The organism is Streptosporangium oxazolinicum (assembly GCF_039537505.1).
In the GTDB taxonomy this organism is placed as follows: Bacteria; Actinomycetota; Actinomycetes; order Streptosporangiales; family Streptosporangiaceae; genus Streptosporangium; species Streptosporangium oxazolinicum.
This window is the reverse complement of sequence record NZ_BAABAQ010000006.1, coordinates 61,655-81,121: the sequence shown is the minus strand read 5'-3', so window position 1 is coordinate 81,121 and position 19,467 is coordinate 61,655. Positions and strand designations below refer to the sequence as shown.

Genomic DNA, 19,467 nt, shown 5'->3' with positions numbered 1-19,467 from the left:
GGACGGTCGCCCACGACGTTCTCTCCCTCCGCTCGCCGTTCCGTCCGAACCGTTTTTCGGCTTCCGGCCCCGGGAGAGATTCCCGATATTCGAAGGCGGGGACTTTGTTGACCGGACCCGGCTGGTCTCCGGACACGCGGGTGGTACGCGACGGACCGCTCACCTGGGCCCAGCACGAGTGGGTCCAGTGGATCCCCACCGACACCGACACCTCCTACGAGGACAACATCTGCGCCGCCGTACCGGGGCGGGACCTGCCCGTCGGCCAGGTCGTCGCGGCGGTACGCGACGTCCTCGCCCGGCACGAGGGGCTGCGGTCACTGGTCCGCCGCGCCGGGCGCGAGGACAGCCTCCAGTACGTCTGCCCGGCCGACGACCGGCTGGACGACGTGATCCAGGTGATGGAGGACGAGGTGTCCTTCAGACGGCGGTTCGACACCCCGTGGCGGCGCACCTGCTTCAGGATCGGCGAGCAGTGGCCCGTCAAGGCCGTCCTGGACGCGGCGGGCGGGCACGTGCGCCGGATCGACCTCGTCGTCGACCACGTCGCGATCGACCCGTGGGGGATGCGGGTCCTCTGCGACGACCTGAACCACGCCCTGCGCGCCCGCGCGGCGGGCCGCGAGCCGTTCGGCTCCGGCCTCGCCGTCGAGCAGCCGATCGACGTCGCCCTCTCCGAGACCTCCCCCGCCGGGCGGGCCTACCAGCGGCGGGCCCTGGGCTACTGGGAGCGGCGGCTGGGTGAGATCGGCAAGGCGCTCCACGGCCACGTGCCCCACGCGCCCTCGCGTGCCCCCCTCGGGCGGTCCGGCGAGCCGGGCCGGGGGGAGTTCCGCTCCTGCTGGCTGGCGTCCCGCCGCGCGGGGCACGCGGCGGGCGCCATAGCGCGGGCGACGGGCGTCTCCCCCTCCGCCGCCTTCCTCCTCGCCTTCGGTACCGCCGTCTGCGCGGTGGAACGGTCGTCGCGGGCCGGGATCTTCGCCATCTCGGCGAACCGCTTCTCCGCGGGGGCGGGACGGTCGGTGCGCAAGGCCACCATGACGATGCCCGTGCTCCTGCCCGCCGTGTCCGCCGTGTCCACCGTGTCCACCGGCTCGCCGGGGGCCGCGTACCGGAGGGCGCTGGCGGACTGCGCCGCCCAGCAGCTGTCCGGCCACCGGTTCGCCAACGCCGACCCGTACGCCACGGAGCGGATGTGCGAGGAGATCCTCGGCGACCTGTACAAGACCGGGGTGGCCTACCCCCGGTTCAGCTACATGGACGAGGGGGTCGCGGACGACCTCAACACGCTGTGGCCGGCGGGCGACGCCGGGTTCCCCGGCGACGAGGACGACCGGATCGTCACCTTCTCACCGCCCCGCCCGCTGGGCGCCCGCTACATGATGACCGTCCTGCACCGCCCCGCGGGCGCCGTGTTCAGCCTCCAGTGGAGTGACGCGACCGGCTGGGGGGAGACCGCGGAGGACATGCTCCTGTACGTCGAGGACCTGATGGTCTGGGCCGCGTCGGAGTGCGCGGGAGCCCCTCCGGCGCCCGGCGGCACGATCTCCGCCCCCTGAGGGGGACACGGCGACACGGGCGGCGGACCAACGTGGGACGGTCGCGGCGAGTACGGCGACGGCACGACGAAGCACCGGGAGGACCTCACATGGACGCCCACCGTGACGATCGAGGTCGCGAGGGACCGGCCGTCCCAGGAGACGCCGCCGTCCCGAGGGACCGGCACCTCGACTGGGACGGCTGCCACAACGTCCGCGATCTGGGCGGCCTGCGCACCGCCGACGGCCGCGAGACGCGCTGGGGCGCCCTCGTCCGCTCCGACGCCCCCGAGCGCCTCAGCCCGGCCGGGTGGGAGGCGCTCGCGGACCACGGTGTCCGCACGGTCGTCGACCTGCGCAACGACGGCGACTGGCGGGGCGGGACGGTGAGCCGTCCCGCCGGTCTGACCACCGTGCGCGTACCCCTGGACGACCGCGGCGACACCGGGTTCTGGGCCGGGCTGGCCGAGGGCCTGTACGGCACGCCCCTGTACTACCGGCCCTTCCTGGAGCGGAAGGCGGAGCGGTGCGCCGCCGCCGTATCGGCGATCGCCCGCGCCGAGCCGGGCGGTGTCGTCGTGCACTGCATGGCGGGCCGCGACCGCACCGGGCTCGTCATCCTGCTGATGCTCGCCCTCGCGGGCGTGCCGGCCGCCGACATCGCCGCCGACTACGAGCTGAGCACCGAGCGGCTGCGGCCTCTCTTCGTCAAGCTCGGCGAGCCTGACGAGAGTCCCAGGATCCAGGCTGCGCTCGCCCGCGCGAACACCACGGCCCGCGAGGTCATCGTGGCCACGGTGGAGTCGCTCGACGTCGAGTCCTACCTTCACGGGGCCGGACTCGGCGACGACGACCTGACCGCGGCCCGCGCCCGGCTCGTCGGCCCCGCCACCTGAGCGACGTCGGCGTACACCTCCGTCAGCCTGTCGACGGCCTGGTCCCAGCCGAACCGGGACGCGTGGGCGAGCGCCCCCTCGCCGAGGGCGCGCAGCAGCCGGGGCGCGGCCACGAGGTCGCCGAGCACGCGGGCGTACGCGGCCGGGTCGTGCCCGTCCACGAGCACGCCGGAGATCCCGTCCCGCACCGCGGTGCGGAGGCCGCCGACGGCCGCGGCGACCACGGGGGTGCCGCACGCCTGGGCCTCGACGGCCACCAGGCCGAACGTCTCGGCGTGGGAGGGCACCACGACGGCGGTCGCCGCCCGGTACCAGTCGGCGAGCCTGGGCTGCGGGCAGGGCGGCTCCAGCCGTACCTGACCGGTGATGCCGAGCGTGGCGGCGAGCTTGCCCAGGTGGTCGGGGCGTCCCCAACCGGCTCCGCTGGGCCCGCCCACGACCGCCACGACGAGGCGCCCGGTGAGGCCCGGGTCGTGGTGGATCATCCGGGCGGCGGCGTGCAGCAGGACGTCCGGTGCCTTGAGCGGCTGGACCCTCCCGGCGAACAGCAGCACGACGGCGTCCGGGGGGAGGCCGAGCGCGCGCCGGGCCCCGGCCCGCGAGCCGGGGCGGAACAGGGACAGGTCGACGCCGGGATTGACGGTCCGCACCCTGGCCGGGTCGGCCCCGTACAGCGTGACCAGCTGACCGGCCTCCTGCACGGTGTTGGCGACGAGCCGGTCGGCGGCGGCCACCACCTCCGTCTCCCCCGCGATGCGCCCGGCCGGCTCGGGCTCGTCTCCCGCCGCGAGCGACGCGTTCTTGACCGCGCCGAGCGAGTGCATGGACTGCACCAGGGGAACGCCCCAGCGCTCCTTGACGACCGCCCCCACCCGCCCGGCCAGCCAGTGATGGGCGTGCACGAGGTCGTACCCACCCCACGCCCGCAGCATCTCGGCGGTGAACGGACCGAGCGTGTCCGGCAGGTCGTTCTTGTCGAGTTCCCTGGGCGGGCCCGCGGCCAGGTGCCTGACCAGCACGCCGGGGGCGAGCTCGGCCAGCGGCGGCACGCCGGGGGCGGTGGCGCGCGTGAAGATGTCCACCTCGACGCCCAGCGCCGCCATCCGCCGGGCGACCTCGACGATGTAGACGTTGAGTCCCCCCGCGTCGCCGCCGCCCGGCTGGGCGAACGGGGAAGTAAGGACGCTGACGGTCGCGATCCTCCGGAGAGGGGGAAGGCGTCGCGGCACAGGCATTCACCTCCGCTTGAGCATTCGCCCGGGACGCGTCGTCCTCCGCCCCCGCGGCTGGGAATCTCCGGTGACCGGAATCCCGGCACCGATGCCGGGTTCGCGGGCGGCGCGGCGCGAGCCGTCCCGCCTCCCGGGCAACCGCGCCGTCACAGGATCTCGGCGAGGGCGTGGAGAAGCCCGGCGAGGTACGGCTGCCGCACGCGGCGCCCCCGCCGTTCTCCCGGGACGGAATCCGGAAGTCGTGCCCGGCCATCGTGGGATCACGGGGGGGCCGGGTGTGGTCGTCGCGATCCCACGGGACACGCCGGTCGCGAACTGTGAATGATCAGACACTCTCGCCCGCGGCGTCGTCAACCTGTTGACGCGGGCGTCACGGCACAGGACATTGACAACAATTGGCCACCCCGATGGTGCCAGCGCCCTGGTGTGCGGTTACGTTCGCGGCCCTCGGGAGAGGCCCGGCTGCCGCTCTCCACGGCCCGCCAGCCCCCTTGGCGGCGACGAGGAAAGCGATCCAGACAGTTCTTCACAACTATCTAGCAATGTTGTGCAATTTTCTGGCACACTCTGGCAAGAATAGCCGCAAGGGGGAAAAGGCTTGTGGGTGGACTATCTGACCAACTACGCGCCCTGGACGAGGACACCGCCTCCGTCTACTTCAGGGCACTTCACAGGGGCCATATCGGTACGGCCCGCGACGTCGCCGAAGAGCTCGATCTCGACCCCCGCACCGTCGAGGACGCGATAGAACGGCTGACCCGCCTGCACCTGCTCCGCCCGGAGCCGGGCCATCTGACCAACCTCGTACCGGTGAACCCGGAGATCGCCGCCGCCTCGCTGATATCGCCGATGGAGACGGAGATCCACCACCGGCGCGACCTGATCACCGGAATCCGTACGCAGATGCACTCCCTGATGCACGGATACGACGAGGTGCAGCGCACCAGGAAACCGGCGAACCCGGTGGAGTCGCTGCCCGACGGCGCGGCCGTGCGCGGATCGCTGCACATGGCGGCGGCGGCGTGCGAGCGCGAGATGCTGAGCGTCGAGCCGAACGCGCCCTCCTGGGCCGACCTCGACGACACGCTGACGCGCAACCTCGCCATGCTGGAGCGGGGGGTGCGGCTGCGGATGCTCTACCAGCACAGCGCCCGCGCCGACCTGCCCACCAGGGGGCACATCAAGAAGCTCATCGCGGCCGGTGCCAGCGTGCGCACCACGCCCCAGCTCCCGAACCATCTCGTGATCTTCGATGGGGAGATCGCCTTCATGTCCCGGCCGGGCGAGGCGGGTGCGGCGCCGGGGGCGGTCGCCGCACGCGACCTGTCCGTCGTCGGGTTCCTGTCGGAGGTCTTCGAGCACCTGTGGAACTCCGCGATCCCCTACTCCGCCTCCGACCTGGGCTACCAGGGCGCGACGGACGAGATACAGCACGCCATCGTCACCCTGCTGGCCCAGGGCTTCACCGATGAGGCCGTCGCCCGCAGGCTGGGGATGTCCGTGCGCACCTGCCGCCGCCACATCGGCGCGCTGCTGCAGAACCTGAGCGCGGTGAGCCGGTTCCAGGCCGGGATCCGGGCCGCCGCGAGCGGATACGTCGACGCGAGGTGAACCCATCGGGGCTCCCGCCACCGGGAGCCCCGGCGGGAAACCACGAAAACAGAGAGGGCGGAGCGGAGCCATGCCGTACGACCGTCGCATTCTCCTCGTCCACGCCCACCCCGACGACGAGTCCATCGGGACGGGGGCGACGATGGCGAAGTACGTCGCCGAGGGCGCGTACGTCTGCCTGGTGACGTGCACGCTGGGCGAGGAGGGCGACGTGGTCCCTCCCGAGCTGGGCCACCTCGCCGCCGGCCGGGAGAACCGGCTGGGCCCGTACCGCGAGGGCGAGCTGGCGGTGGCGTGCGCGGCCCTCGGCGTGGACGACCACCGCTTCCTCGGCGGGCCCGGACGCTGGCGCGACTCCGGCATGATGGGCTCGCCGTCCAACGACCACCCCGGCTGCTTCTTCCGCGCCGACCTCGACGAGGCCGCCGCGGAGCTGGTCCGCCTCATCAGGGAGGTCAGGCCCCAGGTCGTCGTCACCTACGACGACAACGGCTACTACGGCCACCCCGACCACATCCAGGCCCACCGGGTGGCGTGGCGGGCGTTCGAGAGGGCCTCCGACCCGTCCTTCGGCGAGGGCGAGCCGTGGCGGCCCTCCCGGTTCTACGTCACCGCCATGCCGCTGGACGAGCTGGAGCGCGCGGTGGGCACCGGGCCGTTCAAGCGGGTCGGCTCCGTCGAGGAGTTCGGCTTCGGCGTCCCCGGCGAGCAGGTGACGACGCGGGTCGACGCGAGGGCGCACCTGGGCGCCAAGATCACCGCGTTGCGCGCGCACCGAACGCAGCTGAGCGTGGACGGCTCGTTCTTCGCGCTCTCCGATTACGTGGGACAGCCCGCGCTGGGCGTGGAGTACTACACGCTGCTGGCGGGAGAGCCGGGGCCGCCCGGCGAGGACGGCCGCGAGACCGGCCTCTTCGGCTGACCCCGCTCACGTACGATCCCGGTCATGACCCAGGGGTCAGATCTCCTCGTTGAGCCCGGCCGCGGGGTCGAGCTGGCGCGGTTGCGTCCCCGTCCTCGGGTGGTGCAGGTCGAAGGCGGGCCGCTCCGAGCGGATGGCCGGGATCGAGGTGAAGTTGTGCCGGGGCGGCGGGCAGGAGGTGGCCCACTCCAGCGAGTTGCCGAAGCCCCACGGGTCGTCCACCGTCACGCGCGGGGCGTGGCGCGCGGTGTACCAGAGGTTGTACAGGAACGGCAGCGTGGAGGCGCCGAGCAGGAAGGCCCCGAGCGAGGAGATCAGGTTGAGGTCGGTGAACCCGTCGAACGCGCTGTAGTCGGCGTAGCGGCGCGGCATGCCCATCGCGCCCAGCAGGTGCTGGACGAAGAAGGTGGTGTGGAAGCCGATGAACAACGTCCAGAAGTGCCACTTGCCCAGCTTCTCGTTCAGCATCTTGCCGGTCATTTTCGGCCACCAGAAGTAGAAGCCCGCGAACATCGCGAAGACCACGGTGCCGAAGACCACGTAGTGGAAGTGCGCGACCACGAAGTACGAGTCGGTCACGTGGAAGTCGAGCGGCGGGGAGGCCATGATGACCCCGGTCAGCCCGCCGAGCAGGAAGGTGACCAGGAAGCCGACGGCGAACAGCATCGGCGTGTCGAGTGATATGTGCCCGCGCCACATGGTGCCGACCCAGTTGAAGAACTTCACCCCGGTCGGGATCGCGATCAGGAACGACATGAACGAGAAGAACGGCAGCAGCACCCGGCCGGTGGCGAACATGTGGTGCGCCCACACCGTCATCGACAGGCCCGCGATGGCGATGGTCGCGCCGACCAGGCCGATGTAGCCGAAGATCGGCTTGCGGCTGAAGACGGGGATCACCTCGGTGATGATGCCGAAGAACGGCAGCGCGATGATGTAGACCTCCGGATGGCCGAAGAACCAGAACAGGTGCTGCCACAGGATCGGCCCCCCGGTCAGCGGGTCGTAGACGTGGGCGCCGAACCTGCGGTCGGCGAGCAGCACGAGCAGCGCGGCGGCCAGTACCGGGAAGGCCATCAGCACCAGGACGCCGGTGAGCAGCGTGTTCCAGGTGAAGATCGGCATGCGGAACATCGTCATCCCCGGGGCCCGCATGCAGATGATCGTGGTGATGAAGTTCACCGAGCCGAGGATCGTGCCGAGCCCGGACATCGTCAGGCCCACGACCCACAGGTCGCCGCCGAGCTGCGGGGAGTGGGTCGCGCTGGCGAGCGGCGAGTATCCCGTCCAGCCGAAGTCGGCGGCGCCCCCCTCGGTGATGAAGCCGAAGAAGACCATGATCCCGCCGAACAGGAAGAGCCAGTAGCTGACCATGTTGAGCCGGGGGAACGCCACGTCGGGCGCGCCGATCTGCAGGGGCATGACCACGTTGGCGAACCCGGCGAACAGCGGCGTCGCGAACAGCAGCAGCATGAGGGTGCCGTGCATGGTGAACAGCTGGTTGTACTGTTCCTGGGTCACCACCTGCAGCTTCGGGTGGGCGAGCTCCGCTCTGATGATCATGGCCATGATCCCGGCGAGCAGGAAGAAGACGAACGAGGTCATCAGGTACAGGTAGCCGATGACCTTGTGGTCGGTGCTCGTGAGCCAGCGTACGACGATCGAGCCCGGCTCCCTGCCGCGCGGTGCCAGCGGTGAGGTCAGCGGCTCCTCGCGTGACTGCTCGAAGGTCGTCACGACCCACCCCCTCCGAACCGGCCCGTCCTCGAACCGGCCTGTCCCGGGAACCGGCCGATCCTCGAACAGACCGGACCGTCCTCGAACCGGCGCGGCATCCGGATTCCACCGCCTTCCCCCGGCCATCCCCGGGGAAAGCGGCTCCCACTCGCCCGCCCCCGCCATCTTGCCCACGCGATGACCTGGCGATTAATCCCTCTTGTCTGCCTTCCGGCCCCCTTGGCACACCGTGCCGGATCACGGGCCGTACTCGCCGTACGGACAACATAGGACGGCCCGTCGCGCTTGACCCGGGGGCGGACAGGGCACGCCGCTGGAAACGGAGTGCCGAAAGGAGCGACGTCATGGTTCAGCGACAACGAGTCGTCGTGATCGGAGGAGGGTTCGCGGGTTTCACCGTGGTCCGTACCCTGTCCCGGATCGCGAAGGGCGCGATAGAGATCGTCCTGATCAACCCGACCGACTACTTCCTCTACCTCCCGCTGCTGCCGGAGGTCGCGGCGGGCATCCTCGACCCCCGCAAGGTCGCGGTCTCCCTGGCCGGTGACTACCCCGGGGTACGACACCTGCTCGCCACGGCGGACACCGTCGACATCGAGGCGCGCCGCGTGAAGTGCACCGACGCCGAGGGCAACCACCGCGAACTGGGCTACGACCGCCTGGTCATCGCGGTCGGCAGCGTCAACAAGCTGCTTCCCGTGCCCGGGGTCGCCGAGTACGCCCACGGCTTCCGCAGCATCGCCGAGGCCGTCTACCTGCGCGACCACCTGATCCGCCAGATAGAGCTCGCCGACGCGTCCGACGACCCCGAGGAGCGCCGGGCCAGGTGCACGTTCGTGGTCGTGGGCGCCGGGTACACCGGGACCGAGGTGGCGGCGCAGGGCCAGCTGCTCACGCTCGCCATCCGAAGGCACCGGCCGGGGCTGCGCGACCAGCCGGTGCGCTGGATCCTCGCCGACATCGCCCCGCGCATCCTCCCCGAGCTGGACGAGCGGCTGTCCCGGGTCGCGCACCGGACGCTGTCCGAGCGGGGCATGGAGATCCGCACCGGCACGAGCGTGGCCGAGGCGACGGCGGAGGGGGTGAAGCTCTCCGACGGGGAGTTCGTGGCGACCAGGTCGTTGATCTGGTGCGTCGGCGTGCGCCCCGACCCGATGGTGGAGTCCCTGGGCCTGCCGACCGTGAAGGGGCGTCTGCTCGTCGATGAGTACCTGAGGGTGCCCGGCCACCCGGAGATCTTCGCCTGCGGCGACGCGGCCGCGGTTCCCGACCTCACCCGGCCGGGCGAGTACACGGCGATGACCGCCCAGCACGCCGGCCGCCAGGGCAAACGGGTCGCGCACAACATCGCCGCCTCCTACGGTCACGGGAAGCTCCGGCCGTACAAGCACCACGACCTGGGGTTCGTCGTCGACCTGGGCGGGACCGGCGCCGCCGCGGACCCGCTGGGCGTGCCGCTGTCGGGCATGGTGGCCAAGGCGATCACCCGGGGTTACCACCTGTTCGCCATCCCGCGCAACCGGGTGCGCATCGCGGGAAGCTGGCTGCTGGACCTCCTGGTGCCCCGCCAGACCGTCCAGCTGGACGTGGTCCGCGGCCCAGCGGTCCCGCTCACCTCCGCCACCCCCGAGCACCCGCACGGCTCGGGCGGGGAGGAACCGCCGAAGACGAGCGCCTCATCTAGATCGGGCAACTCATCGAGGCCAGGAGATTCGTAAAGGACGGCGAGATTTTCGGCGCTCCCGGCGATGCTCGCGGGAAGCCGGGGAAGGGGCAGGGTATGGCAAAGATCGGTTACACGATGATGTGCGAACAGACGCCCGCCAGGCAGCTGGTCGAGGACGTCACCACAGCCGAACGGGTCGGTTTCGACTACGCGGTCATCTCCGACCACTACTTTCCGTGGCTGGAGGAGATGGGCCACTCCCCGTACGCCTGGTCGGTACTCGGCGCGGCGGCGCAGGCCACCCGGAGTCTGCCCCTGATGACGTACGTGACCTGCCCGATCATGCGCTACCACCCGGCGGTGGTGGCGCAGAAGGCGGCGACCATGGGCGTACTGAGCGAGGGCCGCTTCACGCTGGGACTGGGCGCGGGAGAGAACCTCAACGAGCACGTGATAGGCCAGGGCTGGCCCTCGGCCGACACCCGGCACGGGATGTTCCGCGAGGCCGTGCAGATCATCAGGGAGCTGTTCGAGGGCGGGTACGTCACCTACCGCGGCGAGTTCTTCGACGTCGACTCGGCCAAGCTGTTCGACCTGCCGGACCGGCCCGTCCCGCTGGCGATCGCCGCCTCCGGCGGCCGGTCGGGGAGGATCGCCGCCGAGCACGGCGACGCGCTGGTCGCGGTCGACCCCGACTCGGACCTGGTACGCCTGTTCTCCGGGGAGGGCGGCACCGGCAAACCTGTCTACGGCCAGCTCGCCATCTGCTACGACCCCGACGTGGAGGCCGCCACGGAGCGGGCGCACCGGCTGTGGAGCTGGTCGCTGAGCGGGTGGAAGGTCATGTCCGAGCTTCCCGGCCCCGTCAACTTCGCCGCCGCCGCCCAGACCGTGCGGCCCGAGGACGTCGCGGCCAAGGTGCCGTGCGGCCCCGACGTGGACGCCGTGGTGGAGGCGGTACGCGCCTACACCGACGCCGGTTTCACCCACGTCGCCCTGGTCCAGATCGGCCACGAGCACCAGGAGGCGTTCCTCGACTGGTCAGAGAAGGAGCTGCTCCCCGCCCTGAGCGCTCTCTAACCACCGGCCGCACTCTCCATGGAGATCCACGCCTCGAGCGCCCTCTAGCCACCGGCCGGGCAGGCGCTCATCGTGGAGCTCCATGGAGATCCACGCCCCGAACGGCCTCTAGCCACCGGCCGGGCAGGCGCTCTCCGTGGAGATCCACGCCCCGAGCAACCTCAAACCACCAGCCGGACACGCACTCTTCGTGGAGATCCACGCCCGAGCGACCTCTAGCCACCGGCCGGGCAGGCGCTCTCCGTGGAGATCCACGCCCCGAGCGACCTCAAGCCACCGGCCGGGTAGGTGCCACGCATGGAGATCCACCGCGGCGGCGGTTCCCCCCGGGCGTACGGGGAAGGCTCACCGGGGTGGATGACGTGTGGGATCTGGTGGTGGTCGGCGGCGGGCCCGCGGGAGCGGCCGCGGCCCTGCGCGCGAGACAGCTCAGGCCCGGGGCGCGGGTCCTCCTGCTCGACAGGGCCGACTTCCCGCGCGACAAGGCGTGCGGCGACGGCATCGCCGCCCACGGGCGCGACGAGCTCGCCCTGCTGGGCCTTCCCGACCTCATCGCCGACTACCGGCCGACACAGCGCCTGGCGGTGGTCTCCCCCGGTGGCGCGCGCGTCTCCGCCACCTCCGCCAGGCCCAACCACGTCGTCCCCCGCAAGGTCTTCGACGCCCGCCTCGTCGACGCCGCCCGCGCCCGCGGCGTCGAGGTCCGCCGCCACCAGGTCCGCGCGCTCGCCGTCCTCGACGACCGCGTGGTCCTCGACGGCACCGTCACCGCCCGCGCCGTGGTCGCCGCGGACGGGGCCAACTCGACCGTACGGCGCCTCATCGGCATCTCCCCCTCCCCCGAGAGGCACACCGCGATCGCCGTGCGCGGCTACGCCGACGTGCCCGCCGACGACGACGTCCAGTCCATCTTCATGCAGCGGGACGGGTGGCCCGCGTACGCGTGGTCGTTCCCGATCGGCGACGGCACCGCCAACGTCGGCTACGGCATGCTCCTGCCCCGGCTGCACGCCACCGGCCTGCCGGGGAAGGAAGTGCTGCACGGACGGCTCGCCGAGCTGCTGCCCCACGTGAGGGCCCGCGACCTGCGCGCCCACCACCTGCCCCTGTCCCCGGGCCGCCCGACGCCGGGGTCCGGGCGGGTGATGCTCGCCGGTGACGCCGCCGGTCTCATCAACCCGCTCACGGGCGAGGGCATCTTCTACGCGCTGGTCTCCGGCCGGCTCGCCGGGGAGGCGGCCGTCCAGGCGGCGGGCGACCCGCTGCCCGCGTACCGGCGCGGGCTGGGAAAAGCCCTCGGGCGGCACCTGCGTACCACCGACGTGCTCGCCCTCGCCTCCCAGTCACCCGGCTTCATCGACGCCGCGATCGACACCGCCGCCCGCCGCAAGGAGGTGTTCGACCTGCTCGTCGACGTGGGCCTCGGGGCGGGCACCGTACCGGTGCCGCTGGCGCTGGCCGTGGTCCGCCGCTGGCTGCTGAACACCGTCCGGCGCCGCTGAACACAGCCCCCGGCGGGCGAACCGGCCACGACGCCCGCCCCGACGTCAAGCGCGGCACCCACGCCGGGAGCGACACCGGGCGGCGGGCTCCCCGGCAGCACGACACCCCGGCGTCCCGGACAGCTCCGGGAACAGGGCGCGGTGTTCGGCACCGGCGCCTCCACCCTTTAGGCGACGTCCAGCGCGGCGTTGACGGTGACGGATCTCCACCGTGGCTAGCGGAGGATCACCGACCGGGTGAGGTTGCGTGGGTTGTCCGGGTCGAGACCGCGCGACCGGGCCAGTTCCACCGCGAGCCGCTGGGCCCGGATCAGGTCGGCCATTGGGTCGAGGGCGGTGACCGTGATCAGGGCCCCGGTGCGGGCGACGTCGTCGAGCAGTTCCTCCTCGCCGCCGAAGAACCACACCAGGCTGTTCTCGTCGGCGATGCTGATCGGCCCGTGCCGGTACTCCATCGCGGGGTACGCCTCCGACCAGGCCAGCGCGGCCTCCCTGAGCTTCAGCGCCGCCTCCCGGGCCAGGCCGTTGGTCCACCCGCCACCGAGGAAGGTGAACTGCCGCCGCGAGACCGCCCCCTCCGGGAGCGGTGTGGCGAGCGCGGTCTCGGCCTGGACCGCCAGGTCGGCGGGGGCCTCCCCGAGGTGCGCGCGGAGCAGGGCGAGCCCGCTGGTGGCGAACCGGGTCTGCACCACGGAGCGCTCGTCGGCGAACTCCAGCGCGATCACCGTCCCGGCCAGGCCGGTCACCGGGGTCTCGGGATCGGCGGTGATGGCGACCGTCGGGACGTCACCCGCCGCGCCGAGGGCGCGCAGCACCTCGGTCGTCGTCCCGGACCTGGTGATCGCCACCAGCCGGTCGTAGCGGCGCGCGGGCAGCTCGGAGGCGGGGAACGCGTCGGTCTCCCCCTGCCCCGACCGCTCGCGCAGGGCCGCGTACGCCTGCGCCATGTACAGCGAGGTGCCGCAGCCGATCACGGCGACGCGCTCCCCCGCCTCCGGCAGACCCGCCGGGTTCGCCGCGCCAAGATCCAGCGCCCGCCGCCAGCACGCGGGCTGATCGGCGATCTCCCGCAGGACGTACGTCACGTGCGCCTCCTCATCGATGCCTGTTGATATTTGAGCATGGACGAACACCGGGAGGCGGCGCGGGGACGGGTCAGGCAGAGGGGACACGGGGACAGGTCAGGAAAGCGGCCGCAACTCGTCACCCACCAGCCGCACGACCAGATCGTCCAGCGCGAGCACGGCGTACTCCGAGACATGGTGCTCGGTGCCGTCGCCCGAGGAAACGCCGTCGGCGCCGTAAGTGAGGAAGGCGCTTCCTTCCCCCGCCCTGAAGGACGGGCCTGGAGGACGAGGCATCCACGCTGCAAGGACTTGGTGACCTGCGAAGCGGTCGCCCTCAGCGGACGGCCCTGATGAGACGGACGAGTGCCGGAACGTCGACCGGCCGCGTTGTGTCGACGCGGTGCACGGCTCCCAGCCCGAGCGGCTCGGCGACCCGCTCCCAGAACCGCCATTCCTCATCGGAGGAGCCACTGCTCCCGGTATGCACGGCGTGCCGGTCGGCGGCCCGTGCCGCGAACCGGCCACGTGCGATCTCCAGCGGCACGTCGCACCAGACCTCGTGTACCACCGTCACATCCGCGCGCCGGAGACCCTCGGCGACGACGGGACGCAGATGAGCCAGCCACGGACTCTCCAGAACGGCCCTGCCACGCGCGTCGGCCAGCAGCGTCCACAGGGTCTCGGCGGCGGCCGCGCCAAGAATCCGGCTCCACTCGCCGGGCGCGCAGTCCCGCGGACGCACCTGGGCCATGGTCTCCGCCAGTGACTCCTTCACGGAGTCCTTGCTGAACAACGGAAGCCCCAACTCGTCGGCCAACGCCCGTGCGAGCGTCGTCTTGCCCGCCCCCGGCAGCCCGTTGACCAGCACAGCGACCATGACCTGATCTTAGCCGCCACAGGTATGCCACCACCGGCACGCCGACGAGAGATCCCCGTCCTCGGCAGAGACCCGCGTCCTCACACAGAAGATCGCCCCCTCAGCGGAGACCCTCACCCGGAACGGGAAGCCGTAGATCACGGACATAGGGCCCGAAACGCGAAATGACCTGCGTTTCCGCAGGTCATCGCCGGGTTTCCCCTGATGGATCGCTGGTGCCCCCTGCAAGATTCGAACTTGCGCTCCCGGCTCCGGAGAGGAGTGCACACTTCCCATCCACATGGTGCCTGACCAGTGACTACTTAATCGATCTTCGCTCCCCCACCACTGACGGTCCACAGATAGTCCACAGATAGCAGGAAACAGCCTTGCTGATCTCCTTGACTACGCCTAATGCGGGGGAAGGACGGCTGGAGCGGCCGCGTGGAGAAATCTGAAGACGCATTCACAAGGATCATGGTACGAGCAGACAACCCCTGCCCTCATCTTCGAGAGCAGGGGCTCAACATCATCGGTCCTACTGGCGGATATCGGCTCCTAGCGACCCCCTCCGGACCTTAGGAACCCCGCCGGGCTATGGGCTCAATCGGCACCAGGGGCGCCCCCGTGGGCGTTCCTACGTACCCCTTCCTCCACGGTTTTCAGCTCATCCAGAGCCCCATCATCGGCTACATCGGATAGGAGTCGAGCAACTACTTCCTCATCCTCCCGATCCGCCTCGATCGCTTCTCGACGCCGACGTTGCTCGTCGAACTCCCGGAAGCGCTCACACGCGATGCCTTTCATGTCCTTAGCGGACACGCGTCCCGCGTTGGGCAGGACCTCGTATTCGTTGAACTCGATGAACCTGTCAGTCTGAGCAACCCACTCAGCCATGGTCGTCTGCTGGCGGCGCTTCGCACGCCCCTCGGCGAAGTCGAGGAACTGAGTCGTCAGCCGGTTGAGCGTGTCGATCTCATCCTCGTTGAGGTAGTTCTTGGCCACCGTGATGTCCGCCTTACGAACCCGCTCGCCCACCCACGAAGTGAGACCCATCGTGGGGTGAGAGGAGTCGGCCCGCTTAACGATCAGTTCGGCTGCAGTACACCCGGACACCGCGTAGATGAGCTTGTTCTGGATCGTCGCAAAGATCTTGGGGGACGCATCCGACCTGCTGTCATAGTCGACGCTGGTCGCGAACAAGTCACGAAGCTTCTGGTAGAAGCGCTTCTCCGAGGCCCGAATGTCCCGGATGCGCTTGAGCAGCTCGTCGAAGTAGTCGAGCCCACCCGGCTCCTTGAGCCGACTGTCGTTCATGACGAAGCCCTTGATCAGGTACTCCCGCAGGGTAGTAGTAGCCCACTGACGAAACTGGGTACCCCTCGGAGAACGCACGCGGTAGCCCACGGCAAGGACCATGTCGAGGTTGTAGGTCAGCAGCTCACGCTTGACGAGCCGACTGCCCTCCTGGCGAACTATCAACTCTGAGTTGATAGTTGACTCAGTCAACTCCCCTTCTGCGAAGATCGCCGAGATCCGCTGCTGAACGTTCTGCGTACTGGTGTCGAACAGGTGGGCCATCTCCGCCTGGGTCATCCAGACCGTCGTGCCATCGGTGCGCATTTGGATCTCTGCGCGCCCGTCCTCTGTGGTGTAGAGGATCAGTTCGCCATTGGATCCGGCCATACGGCCTCCCCCTCGCCTTCGTGATCTTGACCTGCTCGTTAGCCTCTGGACGGGAACCCATTAGACACCCAAACAGACACGGTCGTGGACATCACGAGCGTCACAAATACTCACAACGATCTTTGAAACCTGCTCTCATCTGCGGTTTCGTTAGATATAGGATTGGACACATGGTACGACAACACTCGGAGACTCACCCCTGGATCGCGTTCGACTTCGATCCCCGTGAGCAGCTCGGCTTCCGCACCTGGATGCTGCTCGGCGAGGTGCTCTCCAAGTGTGGGCACATCGCCGGAGCGCCACTTCAACCCAGCCTTGCCGACGAACTGAACCAGATCTTCCTAAGCAAGAGCGCCCATGCAACTACAAGGATCGAGGGCAATACCCTCTCGGAGAACGAGGTTCTCCAGCGGGTCCGCCATCAGCTTGACCTGCCTCCTTCCCTGGAGTACCTAGGTCAGGAGGTCGACAACATCGTGGCCGCCTACAGCCTGATCGAGGCGGATCTCAGGGACGGCAAGTCTCTGGCGCTGACTCGGGAACGCATTGAAGAACTAAACCGACTCGTCCTCCACAAGGTCCCAGACGCCGAGAAGGTCGCCCCAGGGGAGATCCGTACCGAGAGCGTCCTCGTTGGTAGCTACCGCGGCGCGCCCCCGGAGGACTGTGGATACCTCCTAGACCAACTCTGCAAATGGCTTCGGGTAATCTGCAAGGTTGCCGGCGAGGAGTTACGTCAGCCCGCCGCAATCCTTTCAGCACTGTTAGCCCATTTGTATATAGCTTGGATTCACCCTTTTCGTGATGGAAACGGCCGTACAGCACGACTAGTGGAGTACCAACTTCTACTTCACGCAGGCGTTCCAATATTGGCTGCACATCTGCCAGCAAACTTCTATATGCGTACCCGTACCCGCTACTATCAGGTACTCCAGGAAAGCAGTCAGTCGCCATACGACCCGAACGGGTTCTTATTTTACGCGCTGCAGGGGTTCGTTGATGAACTGCGTGAGCAGGTTAAGACGATTCAGATGCAACAACTCACAGTAGCTTGGATCAATTTCGTCCACGAGACTGTGCCCGATAGCCATACGGCCTCCAGTGTCCGCCAACGACATCTCGTCTTGGACCTACCCGCTGACCGCTGGACCTCCATCAGCAAGATCCCCGAGGTTTCCACACGCTTAGCGGCCGAGTACGCAGGCAAGACTCGACGAACCGTGAGCCGGGATGTCAACGCGTTAGAGGACCTCGGGCTCATCCTGAAGGTCCGCGGCAACGTCCGGCCCTTTGTCGAGCAGATGAGAGCCTTCCTCCCTTTCCGAGCCCAGCATGAAGACGTTGCTGACTAGGTAGAGCTGGCCCCCCTTGGCGAGCTGCGCAGCTGTGAGCCAAGGGCGACAAGCACGCGCGCTGCGCGTGTTTAAGCGCAGCGCGCGCAGGAATGCGTACAAACGAAGTAATGACAGCTCCAGCGAAGAGGCCACGTCAGCCTGTCGCCTGTCATCGTTGGCCTACTTCGGACGACCCACAAGCGGCCCAGCTTCGAAAGCACGGTTGCCAGGTTGTTGCGGCTGGCCAACGTGGAGGGGTGCTCCTCACCCAGCACCCGCCGCGTGGCAGATTTTGCTCAACCGATCTACCACACCGTCAAATAACTTTTCCATGAGCAATAATTATTTGCTCTGAAATGAATCGCATTAAGGGCACTTCTTGAGAGAGGTCCACATCATGCATAAATGGGGCATATCTCGGATATGCGCCGTCTTTAGCATGAACCAGAGAGTTCCTCACCTTATATATGCGCCGCGATAGGGCTCCAAAAACCCTCCCTAAATCACTCTCCTGCAAATCCACCTTGTCGGCATCTGCAAAAGCAACCGCATTGCTTCCATAATGCGCCACGAGCGAGCTATCGTACGCATTTAGATCATTCACAAGCCTATCGCGGTCAACGAAGCGTTCGAGAGTGAGTTGAAGAGATCTCAGTTCATTTCGACCCCCTTCCTCGCGAACTTGACGTTGAGACTTAGTTACTATCTTAATGAGATCCTGAATATCTTTTGATCTTCTTACAGAGAAGGACGGGTCAGTAATTGTCAGGCGAACTCTTTCGACAAGGTCATCCTGAAATACCTTTTCGAAGAAGTGCTCAGCGATGTGATAGTAAGAAAGGTATTCGAGTAGGGGAACTCGCGCCGCCACCCCCATAAGATAGTGCTGAGTCAGATCAGGGTGATAGACCCTCATCGGCGCATCGAAGGTTTGCGACTTAGACCTACGAGTGCGCCGAATTCTTGTGCTTCGCGTAAATTGATCAAACCCATTACTCGACCGAACCGCCGCATCGAAGTTGTAGGCCCAATGAAACAAGAAAGAATTTGCGAGAGCCTCAAAATCGGAACGTTCAGCAGGAGCAGTTATTTTCAGCGTAATCGCAGGAAATATGCTGGCCAAAAAGTCAAGAGCATCGACCGAGTCATCGATGTTATCTGAAGATGTTCGACGAGTTCCATAAGATCGCTTATAAATACGCATCCGGATCTGCGACCACCAACCCGCTCCTTCCTTCTCTGAATTTCGAGAGAGGTGTGCAAGAGTGAAGACAAGAAACTCTTTTGATGGGCGACCAACTTCATACTGTATAGAATTTTCCCCATACCCAGATATCTTGATATCTCGAAGAAAAGCGGTGATCGACCTGTCATCGAGGGAAGTTAGGAGAATTTCTGCCCTCCGTAGCCACATTAGCCCGGAGCCGTCTATTCTCTTCGCTAATTTCAGCTTGTCAAATATGCCATTCAGTTCTGCGTATGGGATAAAATTTGATCCCTCCGCCCCTAAATGGCCTTCCGAAAGTGGAAGCGATACCCCTTCTTTGGTACTTTTGATACCGTGCGGAAGTATCGCAGTTAGAGCGAAAATGAAAGCGCCGATGTCTTCGCTGTGCTCGTTAACTTCGTTGGTCATGGAGTTTCTCTTATCAATAAGTAAGGGGTATCGAAAGTAGCGTCGCGCTTTGGCTCGACCTCGGGGGATTGACAAGCCTTTATTCTTTACGCCGTTGAGATCAAGGACCTTGCAATGAGGCCCGGCGAAGAATCAGCGCCAGCTCACGCCATTTCGGTGAGCCTGGCCCATGGAATGTCAGAGGCCTTGATGATCTGCCCGGGACCGATGAAGCGGGACGCCACCAGAATCCCGGCCTCGTGGGCCGCCCGGCCCGCATGGCTTGCCGATGCGTTTTCGATAAGCCATGGCGTCAGATGGTCGCCATAGTCGAAGGCGTCAACTGCAGTTTTGAGGACACAGCTTTCTGTGGCGATTCCACAAACGTAAATATCGGTCCATCCATGGCTTCGTACCAGGGCTACACCCTCTTCGTTAAAGAAGCTATACACAGTCTTATCGACTACAGCCGTTGCCTTGTTCGCGTACGGAATAAGTTCGGGAACGATATCCGTTTCGGGTGATTCCATAAGCTTGGACCATTTGAATAGCCGCTCGAAGTTGCTTCCCGCGTAATTGAAGTACTGCGTGAAAACCACGTCGCCGCCTGCGGCCTGCCAGCGACTCACTACGTCCACGATGACTGGAACCACGTGGGCCGACTGCTCCCGCACAAATCCGTTCTGGACATCTACCACAACCAGAACCGCGGAACTGTTGAACAC

Annotated in this window: 16 protein-coding genes; 8 read left to right on the top strand and 8 right to left on the bottom strand. The window is 67.5% G+C overall.

What is annotated here, in order from left to right:
* The first annotated feature begins 104 nt into the window (after positions 1-104).
* Together ABD817_RS17950 and ABD817_RS17945 are read left to right on the top strand one after the other, a co-directional pair.
* A complete protein-coding gene (locus ABD817_RS17950; protein ID WP_344919109.1) occupies positions 105-1,559 on the top strand; it encodes a condensation domain-containing protein in 1,455 nt (484 codons plus the stop codon).
* A gap of 89 nt (positions 1,560-1,648) precedes the next feature.
* On the top strand, positions 1,649-2,434 hold the full coding sequence (locus ABD817_RS17945) for a tyrosine-protein phosphatase (protein ID WP_344919108.1): 786 nt from the start codon (positions 1,649-1,651) through the stop codon (positions 2,432-2,434).
* Here the strand turns inward: ABD817_RS17945 and mshA are convergent.
* On the bottom strand, positions 2,365-3,669 hold the full coding sequence (mshA, locus tag ABD817_RS17940) for a D-inositol-3-phosphate glycosyltransferase (RefSeq protein WP_344919107.1): 1,305 nt from the start codon (positions 3,667-3,669) through the stop codon (positions 2,365-2,367). The genes ABD817_RS17945 and mshA overlap by 70 nt on opposite strands.
* A 597-nt stretch (positions 3,670-4,266) precedes the next feature.
* Here mshA and ABD817_RS17935 point away from each other — a divergent pair.
* Together ABD817_RS17935 and mshB are read left to right on the top strand one after the other, a co-directional pair.
* Positions 4,267-5,277: a hypothetical protein gene (locus ABD817_RS17935; protein ID WP_344919106.1), complete on the top strand. Its 1,011-nt coding sequence runs from the start codon at positions 4,267-4,269 to the stop codon at positions 5,275-5,277.
* 70 nt (positions 5,278-5,347) lie between these two features.
* Positions 5,348-6,199, top strand: a complete 852-nt coding sequence (gene mshB / locus ABD817_RS17930) for an N-acetyl-1-D-myo-inositol-2-amino-2-deoxy-alpha-D-glucopyranoside deacetylase (RefSeq protein ID WP_344919105.1) — start codon at positions 5,348-5,350, stop codon at positions 6,197-6,199.
* Between the two features lie 36 nt (positions 6,200-6,235).
* On the opposite strand, the gene ctaD is transcribed toward mshB, so the two are convergent.
* Positions 6,236-7,936, bottom strand: a complete 1,701-nt coding sequence (gene ctaD / locus ABD817_RS17925) for an aa3-type cytochrome oxidase subunit I (RefSeq protein ID WP_425583384.1) — start codon at positions 7,934-7,936, stop codon at positions 6,236-6,238.
* A gap of 344 nt (positions 7,937-8,280) precedes the next feature.
* Between ctaD and ABD817_RS17920 the strand changes: the two genes are divergently transcribed.
* The 3 genes from ABD817_RS17920 to ABD817_RS17910 all read left to right on the top strand — a co-directional run bounded on the left by ABD817_RS17920 (position 8,281) and on the right by ABD817_RS17910 (position 12,184).
* Positions 8,281-9,654, top strand: a complete 1,374-nt coding sequence (locus tag ABD817_RS17920) for an NAD(P)/FAD-dependent oxidoreductase (RefSeq protein ID WP_344919103.1) — start codon at positions 8,281-8,283, stop codon at positions 9,652-9,654.
* Between the two features lie 62 nt (positions 9,655-9,716).
* A complete protein-coding gene (locus tag ABD817_RS17915; RefSeq protein ID WP_344919102.1) occupies positions 9,717-10,682 on the top strand; it encodes a TIGR03557 family F420-dependent LLM class oxidoreductase in 966 nt (321 codons plus the stop codon).
* A 353-nt stretch (positions 10,683-11,035) separates the two neighbouring features.
* Positions 11,036-12,184, top strand: a complete 1,149-nt coding sequence (locus ABD817_RS17910; RefSeq protein WP_344919101.1) for an NAD(P)/FAD-dependent oxidoreductase — start codon at positions 11,036-11,038, stop codon at positions 12,182-12,184.
* Between the two features lie 215 nt (positions 12,185-12,399).
* Here ABD817_RS17910 and ABD817_RS17905 read toward each other — a convergent pair whose 3' ends face one another.
* The 4 genes from ABD817_RS17905 to ABD817_RS17890 all read right to left on the bottom strand — a co-directional run bounded on the left by ABD817_RS17905 (position 12,400) and on the right by ABD817_RS17890 (position 15,793).
* Complete coding sequence (locus tag ABD817_RS17905) at positions 12,400-13,269, bottom strand: SIS domain-containing protein (RefSeq protein WP_344919100.1); 870 nt, start codon at positions 13,267-13,269, stop codon at positions 12,400-12,402.
* A 96-nt stretch (positions 13,270-13,365) separates the two neighbouring features.
* Entirely contained in the window at positions 13,366-13,545 is a 180-nt protein-coding gene (locus ABD817_RS17900; protein ID WP_344919099.1) for a hypothetical protein, read from the bottom strand.
* Between the two features lie 40 nt (positions 13,546-13,585).
* On the bottom strand, positions 13,586-14,128 hold the full coding sequence (locus ABD817_RS17895; RefSeq protein ID WP_344919098.1) for a P-loop nucleotide/nucleoside kinase family protein: 543 nt from the start codon (positions 14,126-14,128) through the stop codon (positions 13,586-13,588).
* A gap of 582 nt (positions 14,129-14,710) precedes the next feature.
* Complete coding sequence (locus tag ABD817_RS17890) at positions 14,711-15,793, bottom strand: virulence RhuM family protein (protein ID WP_344919097.1); 1,083 nt, start codon at positions 15,791-15,793, stop codon at positions 14,711-14,713.
* Between the two features lie 170 nt (positions 15,794-15,963).
* Between ABD817_RS17890 and ABD817_RS17885 the strand changes: the two genes are divergently transcribed.
* On the top strand, positions 15,964-17,145 hold the full coding sequence (locus tag ABD817_RS17885) for a Fic family protein (protein WP_344919096.1): 1,182 nt from the start codon (positions 15,964-15,966) through the stop codon (positions 17,143-17,145).
* A 298-nt stretch (positions 17,146-17,443) separates the two neighbouring features.
* Here the strand turns inward: ABD817_RS17885 and ABD817_RS17880 are convergent, their stop codons facing one another.
* Positions 17,444-18,763 carry a hypothetical protein gene (locus ABD817_RS17880; protein ID WP_344919094.1) on the bottom strand — a complete coding sequence of 440 codons (1,320 nt, stop codon included), beginning with the start codon at positions 18,761-18,763 and terminating at the stop codon, positions 17,444-17,446.
* A 143-nt stretch (positions 18,764-18,906) separates the two neighbouring features.
* Entirely contained in the window at positions 18,907-19,467 is a 561-nt protein-coding gene (locus tag ABD817_RS17875) for a cysteine hydrolase family protein (protein ID WP_344919093.1), read from the bottom strand.